Origin of the sequence: Salmonella sp. NW884, assembly GCF_051700745.1 — a bacterium.
In the GTDB taxonomy this organism is placed as follows: domain Bacteria; phylum Pseudomonadota; class Gammaproteobacteria; order Enterobacterales; family Enterobacteriaceae; genus Salmonella; species Salmonella enterica.
Genome location: NZ_JAMMDE010000002.1, coordinates 650,710 through 665,888, shown reverse-complemented (window position 1 = coordinate 665,888; position 15,179 = coordinate 650,710). Strand labels below are relative to the sequence as shown.

Sequence of the window (15,179 nt, the reverse complement as noted above, 5' to 3'; positions counted from 1 at the left end):
CTTATGCAGCGACACGGCTGGCAAAATCGACCAGGTAACGATCGGTGATGCGCTGGCGCAGCATCAGGTTTTCAAGCGGAGGCACCGGCGTGTAGTCATAATCGATGGTCAGTTTCCCGGCTTTAAGGGTGTCTTTATCGTTAACAGACTCATCCAGCCAGCAGTCACCACCAATCAGGTATCCCTGGTTGACCAGACTGCGCATCTTGGCGCGTAGTCCTTCAATAATGTCGCGGGCCAGCGACGGATTAAGCACGCCATCCACCGCCCACATGTGCGCCTCCGCCATAGTGTCAGCCAGCACCTGCGCCGTGCGGGTGTAGTTCTCAAAGGCAAACAGCGGATCGTCACTGAGACAACGGGAACCCCAGAAGCGGAAGCCGTCTTTGCGGATCAATGTGGTGACGTCATTTTTGTTCAGCAGTCCCGCATCGGTTGCCGGGTCCTGTAGATCCCAGAACACATCAGCGGAAATGCCGGTGACACCGTTCACACCCACATTGGACAGGGTTTTATGCCAGCCGATCTGCTCGTCGATTTTGGCACGCAGGCCGAGCGCACGGGCGGAGGCGTAAGCCGTCGCGTCTGCTTTCAGCACGGTGTCAAAGTTGATGAAATCAGGCCAGATCAGCATTCCCTCGCGCTGACTGAAATTCTCGCGATAGGCAATAGCTTCCTCCACCGTTTTGCAGCCATTAGCAGCAAGGTAGGCAAACCCGCGCAAGCTTTGCGCCACGCCCAGCAGTTCAGTAGCAACGGCCTGAGTGTCATGTCCCGGCACCCCAAGAATGCGCGGCTTGACACCGAGCTGCGACTGCGCCGACAGTAGCGCTTTCATGCCCGTTTTCTTACCGTCGGAAGTTACGCCGCCGATAATATTGGAGGTGGTTTCCGCTTCGGTTTCTCCCTGCGCCACACGCACAACGACAGTCACGGGTTTTGCCTGATCTGCAATCGCGTCCAGCGAGCGGGCCAGCGTGCCGGACTCCCCCGCTTTACCGCTGGCGGTGAGCACATCAGTCAGCAGGACCGGCTTATTGAGGGGGAACACGGACGCATCAGCATCATCGCCGGTGCAGACCATGCCCACGATGGCAGTGCTCACCGTGGTAATAGGTCGGGTGCCCTCGTTGATTTCAACAACGCGCACCCCGTGGTGGTAATCCTGAGCCATAAGGCAGTCTCTCCGGTTGACAGGGATACCTTATGTTCTGGTTGCCAGGCGTGCGGCGCACGTATTTCACGATGTGTCAGTGCTGGTACAATATCGCCACTTTCAACGCGACTGATTTACAGGGAATTTCTTGTAAAGAGTGGAAATGCTAACATCAAAAAGTAATCCAACACGATGACGAGTTTCACCGGCGGCAAGCAACCGTCCGGCCTGCTCCCATTGCTCCGGAGTGAGCTTTGGACGCCTGCCACCGACTCGCCCTTGCGCCCTCGCAGCGGCAAGTCCGGCGCGGGTCCTTTCCACAATTAATTCCCTCTCCATTTCAGCGAGTGCGCCCATGATATGGAAAAAGAAACGCCCCATTGGTGTGGAAGTATCTATGCTATCCGTAAGACTGCGGAAATTAATGCCACGCTCCCGTAGCTCCTCTACCAGAACGACCAGATGGCGCATACTGCGACCCAGGCGATCAAGCTTCCATACAACTAGTGTGTCCCCTTCTGATAACGTCCTGAGCAACTTTTTTAATCCGGGCCTTTCTGATTTGGTCCCGCTTATTTTGTCTTCAAAAATCAGTTCACATCCTGCGCAATTCAGCGCGTTTCGCTGTAAATCAGTATCCTGGTCATTTGTTGACACCCGTACATAGCCAATTTGCACAACAGGTCCCCTCGCAAAAGGCTGGGATCATGCCATTTACGACCGTTTTCTGCATTTTCATAAACCTCGGTTTAGGCGAAACGATAAATCTGGCAAAAAATGCCGTCCCGGCGACACGGCGGGTTAACAGTAAACCACTGACCGGTGATATCACTTTGTGGGCGTCAGATGTGGGGGCCATTTCCGCCGGTGCTGTTGGAGAAATTACCGATAACGGCACGATGGCATCAGCTAATACACCTGGATGGTGGCGGGTGGCGGTGTCGAATTCTGATACGGTCGCTGATTTTCCGACCTATCCGGATGGCAGCAAGCTGTACAGCTATGGATATCTGTTTGTTGAGAAAATCGGTGAAGTCTGGTTTCAGCACTATTACGCGCATATGGGCGCTAACGCAAAGCGTCAGGACTGGGGAACTGTACCGAATACCAGCCGCCCGTGGATTGTTGACTACAACACAGCTAATAAACCCACAGCAAATGACGTTCAGGCGCTGCCCATTGCCGGAGGACGTCTTAACGGTCCGCTAAGCATTGGTACTGATAATGCGCTGGGCGGCAATTCGATCGTTCTTGGTGATAATGACACTGGTTTTAAACAGAACGGCGATGGCGTGCTTGATGTTTACTCGAACTACACACATGTATTACGTTTCATCGGTAATCTTGTGGAGAGCATGGTTTCCCTGAAAGTAAACGGAAACGCTGTAGCTACAGGCGAAGTACAGGCAGGAAATGGCACGTCACGCATGGCTGGTAACGGGGATATTTTTGGTAATGTCTGGAACGGCTGGCTAAGTACACATCTGAATAATAATCTCGTCGCAGATGTTCAATTAGGGGCTGGCACATCAGTGGCTACCTGGAACAATGCAGGTTCCTGGCCTAATACCCCCGGATATGTAGTTACCTCCGTCTGGAAAGATAATCAAGGCGAAAATATTGATGGCATTGCTTATGCGCCTTTGCAAAAAAGATTAGGTATTCAGTGGTATACCGTACAAGGGGGGACGGCATAATGAAAAAATATCAGGACATTAAAAATTTCAGACTTATTGACGCCCCCGTAAACAGGGGGAAAACGCAGTCCGAAATAAATATAGGTGCATATTTTCTGGAATCAGAAGACGGGCAGGACTGGTATGAATGTCAGTCATTATTTTCTGATGATACCGCAAAAATCATGTACGACCATGAGGGGGTTATCTGGGGGGTTATTAATAAGCCAGTCCCGCAACGTGGAAACACATATGCTGTATCAATGCTGTGGCCGGTTAATATGTCTGTTGCGGAAATAGACGCTGCTGACTGTCCTGATGATTGCCGTGGTGATGGCTCATGGTTGTACAGAGATGGTAAGGTTTTACCCGTTCCGGTGGATTATCAGGCTAAGGCCGAAACCACCCGACAGAAACTACTGGATGCCGCTAACAGCGCCATTGCCGACTGGCGAACCGAATTGGCGTTGGGTGAAATCAGTGACGACGATAAGGCCAGCCTGACTAAATGGATGGCGTATATCAGGGAGCTTAAATCACTGGTTTTAACAGGCATTTCAGACGAGGCCACCTTTAATAAAATACAGTGGCCTGTATTACCACAATAATAATTAATGACTGGCCGGTTTCTCCGGCCAGTCAGGGGCAGATGTATCCACCCGACTGACCAGAACGCTGTATTGTTCCCATGCCACCAGTCGCTGCTGCTCCTCATCGGTGACGATACCCAGCTTTACTGCCCGCGCCAGCGGCGTAATAACGGTCTCGGCCTCTTCGAGCAGTTTTACCTTTTTCGCTTCTACTTGCTGGCACAGTTCTTCCGGTGTATAAACCCGCCTAATTATCTGCTCACGTTCGCCATCATACATCCAGCGTCCTGACACATCTGCCCGGCGATTAGCTGTGATATCCGGTAATTCAACAACGCTGCGCCCTTCAGGATTTATTTTCGACGCATCTTTATTGATTGCCACAATTATATTACTTTTGTCGTAGGCAACTTTTAGCGTGTCTGCTGCAAAATTTTTCTGTTCCTCATACCAGTTTTTACCTTTTTCATCATACAGCCAAACTACACCAAATTTTTTAGTGAGTTGATACTGGTCAGGCGTTTTTGGATTACCGGCTACGATATTTTTTAGATGCATCATAATTAAACACTCGTCACGTTATACCACTGGTTGCCAATCAATTTTTGCATTGGACGTCTTCCGAGACCGTCAATAAGCTCATCACCATTGCCGTTAGTTGCCGCTGTCAGTACATAACCAGGTGTATCACTGAATCCCGGGCCCATCCATGCCTGTCCAGATTCATAACTACCCAGACGGAAATCCTGTACGTATCGGCTGTCAAAATTACCGTAGTCTGTTGGCGTTAATCGTCCGGTAACATTGATGGATTTTTTACTCTCCAGTGTGTCGTTCTGAAAGCGGAATACCTGAACACCATTAGCATAAATATCCAGTAGACCATCGCCGTTTTGTTTTAAGCCGGTATCGTTATCGCCTAATACAATAGAACTACCTCCCAATATATTAGGTGTACCGATACCGAGATTACCGTTAATTACGCCACCACTAACAGGTAATGCACCGACATCACCTGCGGATGGTTTTCGTGTTGTGGTATAAAATTCAGTCCAGTCAAGTTCAAAGCCAAAATCGTCGCGTGCCGAACGGTAGGAAATACCGCCATTCTTGTAATTCACACAAAACTGCACTGCCGGACAACTGCCGATATTCATATTAAAATGCAAAATCAGCTTGGATGCACCTCCAGTAGGAACGTTGTAAACACCGCTTTTCCAGTTCCAGCCGACTGATTTGTCATTTTCCAGTGTGTAGTCTCCCGTTACCCCCAGCGCGAATGCATTCACATCAGCAGCTGACAAAGTGATATCACCGGTCAGTGGTTTACTGTTAACCCGCCGTGTCGCCGGGACGGCATTTTTTGCCAGATTTATCGTTTCGCCTAAACCGAGGTATGTGAGAAGGCCGGCGATATCTTTTCCGCTTAAATTCGTCAGTGTATTGTCCAGCGGTTGCTTTCCAGCCAGGGCGTTTATCATCGTCGTGGCAAAGTTCGGGTCATTCCCCAGAGCCGCTGCCAGCTCGTTCAGCGTATCCAGTGCTGCAGGCGCAGAATCCACTATTGCCGCGATAGACGATGCCACAAATTCCGTGTTTGCAATCTGTTTAGTGCTGTTACCCGCCGCTGGCGTCGGTACCTTTGGAATCCCTGTGAGTGTAGGGCTGTCCTTCTGCGCATACTGTGAATGCGGGTCCGGCGCAGCAAGATGCTTTGCCATCAGGTCGTCTACATATACCTTCAGCTCCAGCGCCTTATCATCTACATATTTACGGGTTGCCAGCACTACTGCAGGGTCAATTTTCAGGGTGATGTTATCGGTGCTGCTGGTAATCAGTACCATGCGCACGGTCTGCGTACGTCCGCTCCCTTCTGTCAGCTGCGGCTTGTAGCTCTCAGGGCAGTTACCCACGGCGATCAGTGCGCCGGTTTCATCAAACAGGCCGACCTCACGAATCCACCATCCCCCCTCAGTTTCCGGGATCACTTGCTCAGCAATAATCTGGCTGCTGTTCTGCGGGTCGATATACAGCATATTCAGCGCTGCTCGACGCTTCTCAGCAACTAACGCGGTCTGTTGCGCGCTGGGTGTGGGCAGCACACCGCCACCGTCGCCCACCGCCATATGGGTAATTTTCAGCGGGACACCGAGCGCGGCGGCGCTTGCCAGTTTCGCCGCGCCGATCTCCGTCAGCAGGGTATAAAATTTTGCGCTCATGGATTCACTCTCATTGTGTCAATAACATGGACCGCCCCGCCCTCATAAGCGGTGCCGCCGGAAATAATGGTTTCGTTGATATACGGGTAGATCGTGATTTCTTCGCCGGTGTAGGTGGCTGCCCCCACAAAATACGGGCCACCTGTCTGCAGGTTGATGGACATACCAACCAGATGACGGCTGCATGGTTTGGCATCGCTTATCAGGCGCTCAAGCTCCAGATAGGTGTCTTCGGTGATACCATGATCCTGTACGCCAATATCCAGACGGAACGTTCCCGGCGTTTCGCCGGTCTGCCACCACTCAATGATGCGGATCAGGAAGCCGAACGGCTCCACCACGCGCCGCACGGCGCGGGTTGTCCCCTTGTGTTGATGGATATAAAAAGCGTCCTGCACAACGCGGCGCTTGACGCTTTCTGTCCAGCTTTCATCCCAGCGGTCAACAGAAAACGCCCAGGCCAGATAGGGCAGGAATCTGATCGGACAGGTTGCCGGATTCCACAAATCACGCAGCGATACCTGCAGATCGGAAATCCCGCTGCAGGTCTGCGCCAGTCGGCGCTCAAGCGGCGACGAACCCGGCGGCAACAGACTATTCATCCGTGCCCCCGTTGGTAACGCTCCATTCAGTACAGGATGCCGCCTGCGTCTTATCCAGCACCACATCCTCCAGAGGGGACGTTAGCTCCACACGCTGGACGCCCTCCACGTGCAGCGCGGCATAAATGGCGCTGCGGCGGATATCACGTCCCAGCCTCGTCTGACTGGCGATGTACTTCTGCAGGCTGGCTTTTGCCGCCGCCATAACAGGCTCCGCTTCCGGCCCCGGATAAAGAAAAATGGTAGCCTCCACCCGGTACGGTATGATCTCCGCACTACGAACCGTCAGACGGTCAGCCACCGGGCGTACACTCTCACTGTTCAGGGCTTTTTCAACCACATCCAGCAGATCTTTTACTGCTGTACCGTCACCCTCCCGGCTCAGTACGGTAAGTACCACCTCTGCAGGAGCCGGACTGGTTGCGCTGGCATCTGCCACACGTCCGTCCGCACTTCTGGCGTGAAATTCATAGGCTCCCGTCGGGCCAGCAACGGACAGTCCCTCAAATGCTGCAGGGATGCGCTGGCGCAGCGCCTCATCATCTTCCATCACTGCGGCGACCGGCGGTACTGCATCATTATCAGCAGGCACTACCGTCAGACGTTTCACGTTGCAGTTGGCTGCCAGCTGCTCAAGATCATTTCCCATCGAATAGGCCACCATCACCGCCTGCGCAGCTTCGTTAATACGCTGGCACAGCAGGATTTCGCGGTATGTGCTTTCCTGCAGCAGCTTGGTGACGGGTTCAGATTCCAGCGCCAGCGTACGCCGCACCGCGTCCTGTTCATCTACAGGATAAAGAGCCACAAAAGCGGCCTTGCGCTCAGCCAGCAGCGTCTCAAAATCCGGCACGTCCACTATCTGCGGCGGCGGTAACCGTGAAAGGTCAATGACTGCCATTGTCTGCTCCTGTTGATATGGAAAGGGAAATCGGTGCTCCGTTATTACTATGTCCCGTAAGCTCAACCACCATAGAGCCGTCAAAATTGCCGTTGATGGTGATGGAGTCCAGCGTAAGGCGCGGTTCCCAGCGGTTCAGCGCTACATAGACTGCAGACATAATCTGCAGGCGCAGTGCCGGGTTCTGCGGCTGGTCAATCAGGGCTGACAGTAGGGAACCATATTCCCGGCGAGCAAGACGACTGCCCTGCGGCGTCAGCAGAATATCCCGCACCGACTGGCGCAGATGATCGGTATCGGTAATGGCCTGCCCGTCATTCCTGCTCATACCGATATACAACGTCATACCGGACCTCCCGTGTTGTCGCCGCCTTTCAGAACACCAGTATGCTCATGGTCATCAACTACGATCCCGTTAGAACTCATTGCGCCGCCGCCTTGGGTGACTCCGCCGTTGATCACCACCTCGCTGTTAATGCGTGTTGTGTCAGCCTCCACCACAAACTCACTGGTTTTGAGGGTGATATTGTCCGCCGCCTCGATCACCATGGATTTGATACCCCGGACATGCCACCGCCCGGTGGCGGGTTCATACTCAAACCAGCCCCCGTCCGGGTACTCCGTCACGCAGCCGTCCACAGAATCCGACGGCGGCGCAAACTGATTGGAGTAGATGGCGGGCAGCACAAAAGCGGTTTCCAGATTACCTCCCAGACTCAGCAGCACCACCTGTTCGCCTTCCGATGGTCGCCACCATGTCCGGGCATTACCCGCGCGCAGCGTCAGCCAGTTAATCCAGTTGGTTTCAAGGTCGCCCGTTTTCACCCGACAAAGCCAGTTTTCCCGGTCCACTTCGGTGACTACACCTGTGCGGATCAGGTTGGTGATAAGGCGCATGATTTCGGTTAGTTGTGCGTTCATAAGGCAACTATGGCAGCCTTTTTCTTGATTCAAAATTTGATAATATTGTGTCGCTTACCACACAAGGAGATAAATATCAGTGAATACGTATGAATCAATTAAAGTTACTTTTTTTTATGACCACAACCCAATTACTATTAATAACGATAATATAAAAACAGAAAACAGTATCGAAATGACTTGCAATGTTACTGTCAACAATAAAGAAAGCTGGGATAGGATTCAGATAAAGACCTATAGTAAAAAAACCATCAAGCTTTATGGAAAAAATAATTTAGACATTGAATTTTGCACTCATTATGTAAATGGTGATGTTCGCTCAGTGATAAAACTAATCGATTGTAGAATAGAAAATATCGCCGACTGTCACTCAGGAAAAACTCAATACTATACATTTAACATCATTCCCAATGAAGTCATTATAAATAATAAAGCACATAATACGCCGGATACGGAAATAACATTCTACAACAGTGACCATCAACTACTTTCCCCTAACATTCAGTACAATTTATCTTCGGATGGTAACATCACTCTTACAAAGTCAGAGCCTATTATTGTTAAACTTAACAATAACGAAGATATAAAATTAGATATCGAATCAAAACTAGAACGCAATGAAAAATTTGAAATCAGCACAAAACAAATCCTAAAAATAAAGTCCAATAATTCTAATTTAACCATTGATGATGTAAGAAATAACTACATTGACAAAATTGACGCATTTAATGATATCTTATCATTTATCAATAGTAACAAAGTAGTTTGTCGTTACTGGAACCTAAAATCTAATGATGGTGTATATACAGTTTTTCGCTGTAGGATAAAAAATCCTATTAAGGATACCAAAAAAGAACACTTAATGATGCCATTACAAGCCAAAGAAAATATTGAAAATATGTTTCACACATATTTGTCATCCCATTACAGACAGAACATCCGATTAGCCATTAATGTTCTCAATGCATCAAACCAATATCTTGAGTCTCGATATCTTTCACTTTTCCAATCTTTTGAATCTATTATCTTAACTCATAAAGAAAAAAACAATACGACCTTCATTCTATGTGAAAGCGAGTTTAAATCATTAAGACAAACAATTGAAAGAGTCATCACCAAGGACGTTATTAAAGATTCAACAACTAGAGGAAAAATAAAAAGCAAACTAGGAGAACTGAATAGAATATCATTAAAAGATGCCACACAAGAATTTCTTAAAGAATATTTAATCCATACTCATGACTTATGGCCATTGTTTAATGAATCTGGTAAGCTAGGACTTTCTGAAATCAGAAATATAATTATACATGGTGTAATTATACCAAGTAACAACTTGATAAACATTGCTGTTGCTTGTGAACATTTAACAATATATCTAACAAGATTAATTCTATGTCTTCTTGGATGTGATCACCGTGAAACAATATATTCTGAAGAGCATTTGGAGTTTAATTCAAAAGTGAATGATTTTGCCTTTTGGGAACATCATCGAAAATCTTTAACAGAGGCACTTAAAACTCATTAATATCGTAATGGCTAACGATGCGTTAGCCATTTCATTAGTAAATCACTAACGATTAGATAACTATTATTACTATAACCCAGAAGGCGGCGCTCTGCGTAACGCACTTCCGGTCCTTTTCGACTGACGCGATCGCGCAGGCCGTAGTGATGAACGCGGGCAATGCGCTGCACCTTACCTTCAAACTGCACGCTGGCAGAATCGGCGCTGGCGGCAGTTTTCAGGTATTTTGTGGTGCGCAGCTTTGCAAACATCTGACGTTTGATGCGCCCTTTTTTGCTGCGTGCTGTTACCCTGCGCGGTTCATAACTGCTGCCATCTGGATTGCGCTGCATTCTGATATTCTGCTGCTGTGTCCGGCGTAGTTCCTGCGCCAGCTGGCGCATCATGCGGCCTCTTGCGGCTGGTTCCAGATTCGCCAACAAGGCACTCAGCCAGTCGTCCACTTTCTGCAGTTCAGCCACGTTTAACCGTCCACATTTCTTCAGGTTCATCGGGTTCCGCAACAGCTTCAACACTCGACACACTGCCGTCAGTGCTGACCAGCACACGCTCCGTCAGTTGCAGATTAAGGCTGATATCACAGACATCGTTGCGCAGAATATCCACCTCAAAGGTGAATAGCTTTTCCCGTAACGCCGGATTATTGATGGCATCAGGCTGGTTATCCCGCAGCCACAGCAAAACCGGGGCCATCAGCAGATTCTGGTCGCCGCTGAAATCCTCAATCACCACGTTCAGGGTGTAACGGTACTCCCATGACATGGAGCTGGCCCCCGTGGCAACCAGCGAACCGTTATCCACAAACAGATGCAGTTTGTCCGGATTATTGCGGACATAAGGCACCGCTTTATTGAGGGCGTGGCGCAGGGATTGTGGTTTGTTCACTGTTTCGCTCCTGACACGCAATAATCATGTCCACTTTGTCTGCACAGACCGCCCAGGCGGCCTCCGTTTCATCCAGCAACGCGTTCAGATCACCGTTAGTGCGCGGCGTTGCCTGATCCAACCGACACGGCGTCACTCGCGGACAACCACTGACGGTAAGCGGCACCTCCGGTGAGCGTGGGGCGTTCCCGCAGCCGGATAATGTCAGCAGGCAAAGGAGTATCAGCCCAGCGGCGTAAATCCTCGTTCTCACGTTTCAGTTCCTCGATCCGGCGTTGTCGTTGTCTCAGCTGTGCGCTGGTCTGTTCTGCTTCGGCATAGAGCCGCGCCTGCTCCCGGTTGTTGGTTTCAGCCAGAATGGACAGACCGATCAGCTGGCTATTTTTCTTCGTCAGTTCCTGCGCTTTGCTTTTCAGCGCCGCGAGCTGCGTTTCGATGGTGTGGCTGGCACTGTTAAGCCGCCACGACTGCCAGCCCAGCGCAACGAATGCCAGCGCCACCACTACTGCCAGCGCACGCGTCATAGTCCAGCTCCTTTAAGGCACCAGGCCATCTCCCGCGCACGGCGGTTATCCAGCCCCTGATTAAATACACCTTTCACATAAACCCAGCGCGGCAGCTGAAGGCAGGCATCCGCCCAGCGCCGCTGGTTCAGCAACTTAACCAGCGTGGAGCTGCAGGCGTTGCCGGTGCCCACGTTGAAAGCAAACGACACCACCGCGTCATAGACCTTTTGCGGCATCGGCTGCACCACACATTTATCCAGTGCTCGCTCCACGCGCAGCACGTTGGTGATAAGTCCCTGCGCCGCCTGCCGTTCCGTGATGGTTTTTCCAGGCACCACACCGGACGTATTGCCGATCCCGTCAGTCCAGACGCCCGCGCTGCACTGATAAGGCTGCAGGCGGCATCCCTCGTAATCGGCGATCAGTTTCAGCCCCTCAACGGAGGTATGAAGCGACTGAAATCCGGGCAGCGTGGCTGCGATAGCCAGCACCGCCCCGACAAGGCAGCGCTTAACGATTGAAGGATTCATATTCCCCCCGCGAAATCTTGCCGCCACGTAACAATTTGAAAGACTGGTGTTTGTAGTACCAGTTGATAGCCAGCATCAGCACACCAATCAGTACGCCGCCAACCGTTGACGCATCCTTGAGCGACAGATCGCCCAGCCATGCCAGCAGCACGGCAATGCAGTAAGTGATAAAGGCGCTGATTCGTTCAAGCGTCATAATTCAGTCCCATAGCTGGACGGTCTGCGCCGTGGTTGACGCCGTAATGTCCGGCAGTTCCACCTGCAGCCCGTGCGGTAAAAATGGGCCGTACTCAGCCAGCCCCGGATTTGCCTGCAGAACCTGCTCAGTGACACCCTGCGTGCGCCCGTAATGACGCCAGCAAAGCGCGTCCACCGTGTCATACTGATGCGCACGCACTTTCATCAGATAAGCTCCACCGTACAGTGCGGTGTATCCTGCACCCGGCTGATGGCCCAGCGGGCATCACGCCACAGATCGCCGCTGGCCTCCGCCAGCTCCTCCCCTCGCTTCACGCCTGACGCCGTGGCGTCATAGTCCTGATAACGCTCATTAAGCACAGCGCGCGCCCAGCAAAAAACAGCGTTGTGGTAGTGCCGGATGCGCTCGCTTTTACCGTCCAGCATTTCTGCGGGAACCTCAGCAAGTGTCCGCCAGCCCTGCATCTGCTGACGGTTGCGGAAGTCGTACAGCTCAGCGTTAACCTCAGAGATCGCCGTCAGCACGACCTGCTTTAAACGCGGCTGCGTCACCGTGCCGTCAGTGCGCATCACACTGCGAAATTCCGACAGGTCCACATCAGGCCAGAACGGCGTATTTTTGATGACCTCCGCCTGTTCCGGTGCCTGTTCGGGCGCAACAAACTTCATGCGGCTTTCTCCTGAATAAGTGGGCGGTGGACGGAATTTTGATGTAGCAGTGCCTTTCGCCATCCCGTGCCGCCCGTGCGCGGGGCACGTTCGTTAGCGGCTGTCATTGCGCAGTCTGCGCTCCAGCTGCTGCTTTTCTTTTTTCACACCGCAGCGGGGATCAAGCTGCAGCGCATGGTTAAGGTGATTCAGGGCAGACGCCGGGTTGCTTTCGCTCAGTACAGCACCGATGGCTTTATGCAGGCGCGCCCGCGACTGGTCCGGCATATCCAGATCGGTGGTCAGGTCCAGCGTCTGCAGAAGCAGATCGGCATCAAAACCGGCAGCGGCAAGCAGAGCGCTTTGCGCCGCGTCTGCCATTTCTTCTGCCAGCACGGTCTGCACGTTACGGTTGCCCAGTGGCATCACCCAGCCATGGCGCAGCGCATGGCGCCCGATTTCGAGCGCACCGGCATAATCACCGGCGTCGATACGCCACAGCATCACGTACATCAGCACGTCATCCTGCTGCGCACCTCCGGCAGCCAGCACGCCCTCCGCCCAGGCGGAATATTTCGGCAGCAGTTCCACCTTGATTTCCGCCTTTTTCACCGTGGACTGGACGCCCTTGAGGCGGCGGCGGTCTTCTGCCAGCTGCAGCAGCATCAGGTCATAGCCCGACGCATGGCGAACACTGCCGCCCTCACGGGCGGCCTGTTCAGCCTGAATGCGCAGGCGGTGCTGCCGTGCGGGACTCAGGCTCATGCGTTATTCCCCACTTTCCGGTGCGGCAGGCGCGCTGAAATCACCGATTTCGATGTTTTCTACCAGCGCCGCGCAGCGGTAGTCCTCGACCACATACGCCTCGTTGACGGACTCAAAGTTTTCAATCCGGTCACGTTTCGGGTTGTCGATAACAGAACGGCGGCGGGTATCTTCCTGCCAGTAGATGGACAGGTTATCCAGACGGGTGATCAGCAGGGCATTTGCCGGGAAATAAGGCGCACGCACGGCCTGCAGGCCGCCCATACGTTTCTGGCTGATGATCAGATCGGCGGCAATTTTCTCGCTGTTGTCCTGCTCTTTGTTGACCAGCGGGAAATACTTGTCAGACAGCAGTTCACGTCCGCAGACGACAACCAGATCGTCATCATCCTGATAAACCGCGTCGATCAGCTCGTTGACGGCATCCATCACCACGGCGTCCAGGTTGGCATAGTCGCCGCCCTTGCCCACTTTGACCGCGCCTGCAGTCGTTGCACCGTCTTTTGTGGTGCTGCCCATAACATGATCCGGCGCGTCTTCGCGGATTTTCTGTAACCAGCCTTTATTGACGTCCTGCAGCAGCGGGTTTTCAGCACGATTTGAGGTTTTGGCGCGCTTCACGCCGTTAAAGCCGATCATGATGCGGTCCAGCGCCTGACGCTTGACGATGGCGTTGCGGATACGCACCTGGAAGTCCTGGAACTTGGCCCACAGGTCCAGTTTTGCGTAGGTCAGCACCGTATCAAAGTTGGTCTGTTCGCATTTGTATTCCACGTCTTCCATCAGCGTCGGATCGGTAGGCTCGCGCTCTTTGGTGGTGGTATCGGTGGTTCCGGCAATGGTGCTGCCAACGCCCAGCCCCAGCAACTGTCCTGACTGTTCAGTGACCGGCGTGATGTTAATCAGCGTCAGGAAAGCGGCGGACTGCTGGATCTGGTCTTCCAGCGTCTGCTGCACGGACGGCTCCACGGTAAACTTGCTGGAGAGTTCTTCAACCTCCACACTGTTCAGGCGCGCCAACTGCTGCAGGTAAGCGTTAAAGGCAAAGCGGGTTTTCTTTTTCATCGGGTTTTATGCTCCATCAGCAATTGGTCAGGGTGCCTGCCGGTGCGTCACCGCCCGGCGCGCGCTGGCGGTAGTCTTTACGGCTGTCTTCGCTGCTAAGCTTCTGCTCTAGCTCGGCAAAGGCGGCCAGCTGTTCCTGCAGGGAGGACTCCAGCTCAGAAAGGCGCTTGTCCTGTTCGGACAGGGATTTATCAGTGCGCTCGCTCAGGTTCTGCTGCTCGGAGGCGACCAGTTCCACGGCTTTATGCACATCGGAGAAACGCGCCTCATCGGTCTGCTCTTTTTTGGTGAACAGCGCGGTGACGCGGGCAAAGAGGGACGGCTTTTCGTCCTGGACCTCTTCCAGTTCGATCAGCGTTTCGACAGCTTCCGAAAACAGGTTTTCAGGGTTCTGCTTACGGTTTGCCAGCGGATTATGTGCGGCGCTGGCGCTGAAAGCCAGCATTTCGGTGCCAAGGCTCGCAGGATCGTCCGTCGCACCCAGCCCCACAAGGTAGGCTTTGCCGGTGTCGGCAAACTTCGTGCTGACCTCCATGGAGGTGAAAAGCTTCTGGCCTTTTTTCACCAGTTCCACCAGGGCGTCAGTGGGTTCGATATCGGCATAAAGTGCCATCTTGCCCGCCAGCGGGCCGTCCTGGATTTCTTCTGCAACCAGCCCCGTCACCCTGCCATAGCGGTTAAAAGTGCTCTCCGGCAGATAAGACTTGATGTGCTCAAGGTTAATCAGCGCGGTATAGACCGTCGGGTTGTAGCTGGCAGCCATCTGTACCAGCCATTCACGCTGGATCTCGCGCCCGTCAGTGGTGGCACCTTCCACCCCGATGCGGAAACGCTTTGCTTTCACTGTCATGAGCCGTGCTCCGTTAGAAATAACTTACTGGAGCCTTATGTTTGCGGTGATAGGGGGAGTGAGACAACGCGCTGTATTTGTACGGTAAACCACACAAACCGCAGCCGGGGAAAGCCGCCATCCAAGGCCGTATGTTTGGGCC

At 52.4% G+C, this 15,179-nt stretch carries 21 protein-coding genes and 1 pseudogene; 3 read left to right on the top strand and 19 right to left on the bottom strand.

Annotation, left to right across the window (positions count from 1 at the left end):
- Position 1: 1 nt before the first annotated feature.
- Both NA197_RS07750 and fin read right to left on the bottom strand, forming a co-directional pair.
- The gene (locus tag NA197_RS07750; RefSeq protein WP_000046109.1) at positions 2–1,174 is read right to left on the bottom strand and encodes a phage tail sheath protein; all 1,173 of its coding nucleotides are present in this window, start codon (positions 1,172–1,174) and stop codon (positions 2–4) included.
- A 102-nt stretch (positions 1,175–1,276) separates the two neighbouring features.
- Positions 1,277–1,834: a serine-type DNA invertase Fin gene (gene fin, locus NA197_RS07745; RefSeq protein ID WP_080157489.1), complete on the bottom strand. Its 558-nt coding sequence runs from the start codon at positions 1,832–1,834 to the stop codon at positions 1,277–1,279.
- A 65-nt stretch (positions 1,835–1,899) separates the two neighbouring features.
- Here fin and NA197_RS07740 point away from each other — a divergent pair.
- Together NA197_RS07740 and NA197_RS07735 are read left to right on the top strand one after the other, a co-directional pair.
- Positions 1,900–2,853, top strand: a pseudogene (locus NA197_RS07740) (phage tail protein); the annotation flags it as partial.
- A complete protein-coding gene (locus NA197_RS07735; protein WP_077947440.1) occupies positions 2,823–3,440 on the top strand; it encodes a tail fiber assembly protein in 618 nt (205 codons plus the stop codon). The pseudogene NA197_RS07740 and the gene NA197_RS07735, both read left to right, overlap by 31 nt.
- Before the next feature lie 3 nt (positions 3,441–3,443).
- Here the strand turns inward: NA197_RS07735 and NA197_RS07730 are convergent, their stop codons facing one another.
- From NA197_RS07730 to NA197_RS07705, 6 genes are read right to left on the bottom strand one after another with little or no spacing between them, the layout of a single operon-like run.
- Positions 3,444–3,983 carry a tail fiber assembly protein gene (locus NA197_RS07730; RefSeq protein ID WP_080157486.1) on the bottom strand — a complete coding sequence of 180 codons (540 nt, stop codon included), beginning with the start codon at positions 3,981–3,983 and terminating at the stop codon, positions 3,444–3,446.
- Between the two features lie 2 nt (positions 3,984–3,985).
- Positions 3,986–5,641, bottom strand: coding sequence for a phage tail protein (locus NA197_RS07725; protein ID WP_080157484.1), 1,656 nt, complete (start codon positions 5,639–5,641; stop codon positions 3,986–3,988).
- Positions 5,638–6,243 carry a phage tail protein I gene (locus NA197_RS07720; RefSeq protein ID WP_001086804.1) on the bottom strand — a complete coding sequence of 202 codons (606 nt, stop codon included), beginning with the start codon at positions 6,241–6,243 and terminating at the stop codon, positions 5,638–5,640. The genes NA197_RS07725 and NA197_RS07720 overlap by 4 nt, the downstream gene beginning before the upstream one ends.
- A complete protein-coding gene (locus NA197_RS07715) occupies positions 6,236–7,144 on the bottom strand; it encodes a baseplate assembly protein (protein ID WP_023217835.1) in 909 nt (302 codons plus the stop codon). Before NA197_RS07715 ends, NA197_RS07720 begins: the two co-directional genes overlap by 8 nt.
- Positions 7,131–7,490 carry a GPW/gp25 family protein gene (locus tag NA197_RS07710; protein ID WP_023217834.1) on the bottom strand — a complete coding sequence of 120 codons (360 nt, stop codon included), beginning with the start codon at positions 7,488–7,490 and terminating at the stop codon, positions 7,131–7,133. Before NA197_RS07710 ends, NA197_RS07715 begins: the two co-directional genes overlap by 14 nt.
- Positions 7,487–8,065 carry a phage baseplate assembly protein V gene (locus tag NA197_RS07705; protein WP_079969924.1) on the bottom strand — a complete coding sequence of 193 codons (579 nt, stop codon included), beginning with the start codon at positions 8,063–8,065 and terminating at the stop codon, positions 7,487–7,489. The genes NA197_RS07710 and NA197_RS07705 overlap by 4 nt, the downstream gene beginning before the upstream one ends.
- 79 nt (positions 8,066–8,144) lie before the next feature.
- Here NA197_RS07705 and NA197_RS07700 point away from each other — a divergent pair, with 79 nt between their 5' ends.
- Positions 8,145–9,590 carry a hypothetical protein gene (locus tag NA197_RS07700; protein WP_080157482.1) on the top strand — a complete coding sequence of 482 codons (1,446 nt, stop codon included), beginning with the start codon at positions 8,145–8,147 and terminating at the stop codon, positions 9,588–9,590.
- An 11-nt stretch (positions 9,591–9,601) separates the two neighbouring features.
- Here NA197_RS07700 and NA197_RS07695 read toward each other — a convergent pair whose 3' ends face one another.
- From NA197_RS07695 to NA197_RS07645, 11 genes are all read right to left on the bottom strand, one after another.
- Entirely contained in the window at positions 9,602–10,051 is a 450-nt protein-coding gene (locus tag NA197_RS07695; protein ID WP_079969922.1) for a phage virion morphogenesis protein, read from the bottom strand.
- Positions 10,044–10,475, bottom strand: a complete 432-nt coding sequence (locus tag NA197_RS07690) for a phage tail protein (protein ID WP_001039945.1) — start codon at positions 10,473–10,475, stop codon at positions 10,044–10,046. The genes NA197_RS07695 and NA197_RS07690 overlap by 8 nt, the downstream gene beginning before the upstream one ends.
- A complete protein-coding gene (gene lysC / locus NA197_RS07685) occupies positions 10,438–10,686 on the bottom strand; it encodes an Rz1-like lysis system protein LysC (protein WP_229026266.1) in 249 nt (82 codons plus the stop codon). Before lysC ends, NA197_RS07690 begins: the two co-directional genes overlap by 38 nt.
- On the bottom strand, positions 10,571–10,999 hold the full coding sequence (gene lysB / locus NA197_RS07680; protein ID WP_080157480.1) for an Rz-like lysis system protein LysB: 429 nt from the start codon (positions 10,997–10,999) through the stop codon (positions 10,571–10,573). Before lysB ends, lysC begins: the two co-directional genes overlap by 116 nt.
- Positions 10,996–11,511 carry a lysozyme gene (locus NA197_RS07675; RefSeq protein WP_001069921.1) on the bottom strand — a complete coding sequence of 172 codons (516 nt, stop codon included), beginning with the start codon at positions 11,509–11,511 and terminating at the stop codon, positions 10,996–10,998. The genes lysB and NA197_RS07675 overlap by 4 nt, the downstream gene beginning before the upstream one ends.
- Positions 11,492–11,707, bottom strand: coding sequence for an HP1 family phage holin (locus NA197_RS07670; RefSeq protein ID WP_000171565.1), 216 nt, complete (start codon positions 11,705–11,707; stop codon positions 11,492–11,494). Before NA197_RS07670 ends, NA197_RS07675 begins: the two co-directional genes overlap by 20 nt.
- A 3-nt stretch (positions 11,708–11,710) precedes the next feature.
- The gene (locus NA197_RS07665; RefSeq protein ID WP_000868184.1) at positions 11,711–11,914 is read right to left on the bottom strand and encodes a tail protein X; all 204 of its coding nucleotides are present in this window, start codon (positions 11,912–11,914) and stop codon (positions 11,711–11,713) included.
- A complete protein-coding gene (locus NA197_RS07660) occupies positions 11,914–12,378 on the bottom strand; it encodes a head completion/stabilization protein (protein ID WP_079812918.1) in 465 nt (154 codons plus the stop codon). The genes NA197_RS07665 and NA197_RS07660 overlap by 1 nt, the downstream gene beginning before the upstream one ends.
- A gap of 93 nt (positions 12,379–12,471) precedes the next feature.
- A complete protein-coding gene (gene gpM / locus NA197_RS07655; RefSeq protein WP_000059173.1) occupies positions 12,472–13,122 on the bottom strand; it encodes a phage terminase small subunit in 651 nt (216 codons plus the stop codon).
- 3 nt (positions 13,123–13,125) lie between these two features.
- Positions 13,126–14,187, bottom strand: coding sequence for a phage major capsid protein, P2 family (locus NA197_RS07650; protein WP_000730759.1), 1,062 nt, complete (start codon positions 14,185–14,187; stop codon positions 13,126–13,128).
- A 16-nt stretch (positions 14,188–14,203) separates the two neighbouring features.
- A complete protein-coding gene (locus NA197_RS07645; RefSeq protein ID WP_000216276.1) occupies positions 14,204–15,037 on the bottom strand; it encodes a GPO family capsid scaffolding protein in 834 nt (277 codons plus the stop codon).
- Between the last annotated feature and the right edge of the window lie 142 nt (positions 15,038–15,179).

Excerpts from the sequence above, each read along its gene's own strand:
- NA197_RS07715 (WP_023217835.1), bottom strand. The coding sequence starts at position 7,144 with ATGGCAGTCATTGACCTTTCACGGTTACCGCCGCCGCAGATAGTGGAC.
- lysB (WP_080157480.1), bottom strand. The coding sequence starts at position 10,999 with ATGACGCGTGCGCTGGCAGTAGTGGTGGCGCTGGCATTCGTTGCGCTG.
- NA197_RS07730 (WP_080157486.1), bottom strand. The coding sequence starts at position 3,983 with ATGATGCATCTAAAAAATATCGTAGCCGGTAATCCAAAAACGCCTGAC.
- NA197_RS07720 (WP_001086804.1), bottom strand. The coding sequence starts at position 6,243 with ATGAATAGTCTGTTGCCGCCGGGTTCGTCGCCGCTTGAGCGCCGACTG.
- NA197_RS07710 (WP_023217834.1), bottom strand. The coding sequence starts at position 7,490 with ATGACGTTGTATATCGGTATGAGCAGGAATGACGGGCAGGCCATTACC.
- NA197_RS07650 (WP_000730759.1), bottom strand. The coding sequence starts at position 14,187 with ATGAAAAAGAAAACCCGCTTTGCCTTTAACGCTTACCTGCAGCAGTTG.
- NA197_RS07705 (WP_079969924.1), bottom strand. The coding sequence starts at position 8,065 with ATGAACGCACAACTAACCGAAATCATGCGCCTTATCACCAACCTGATC.
- gpM (WP_000059173.1), bottom strand. The coding sequence starts at position 13,122 with ATGAGCCTGAGTCCCGCACGGCAGCACCGCCTGCGCATTCAGGCTGAA.
- NA197_RS07670 (WP_000171565.1), bottom strand. The coding sequence starts at position 11,707 with ATGACGCTTGAACGAATCAGCGCCTTTATCACTTACTGCATTGCCGTG.
- NA197_RS07750 (WP_000046109.1), bottom strand. The coding sequence starts at position 1,174 with ATGGCTCAGGATTACCACCACGGGGTGCGCGTTGTTGAAATCAACGAG.
- NA197_RS07675 (WP_001069921.1), bottom strand. The coding sequence starts at position 11,511 with ATGAATCCTTCAATCGTTAAGCGCTGCCTTGTCGGGGCGGTGCTGGCT.
- NA197_RS07660 (WP_079812918.1), bottom strand. The coding sequence starts at position 12,378 with ATGAAGTTTGTTGCGCCCGAACAGGCACCGGAACAGGCGGAGGTCATC.
- NA197_RS07645 (WP_000216276.1), bottom strand. The coding sequence starts at position 15,037 with ATGACAGTGAAAGCAAAGCGTTTCCGCATCGGGGTGGAAGGTGCCACC.
- NA197_RS07725 (WP_080157484.1), bottom strand. The coding sequence starts at position 5,641 with ATGAGCGCAAAATTTTATACCCTGCTGACGGAGATCGGCGCGGCGAAA.
- NA197_RS07665 (WP_000868184.1), bottom strand. The coding sequence starts at position 11,914 with ATGAAAGTGCGTGCGCATCAGTATGACACGGTGGACGCGCTTTGCTGG.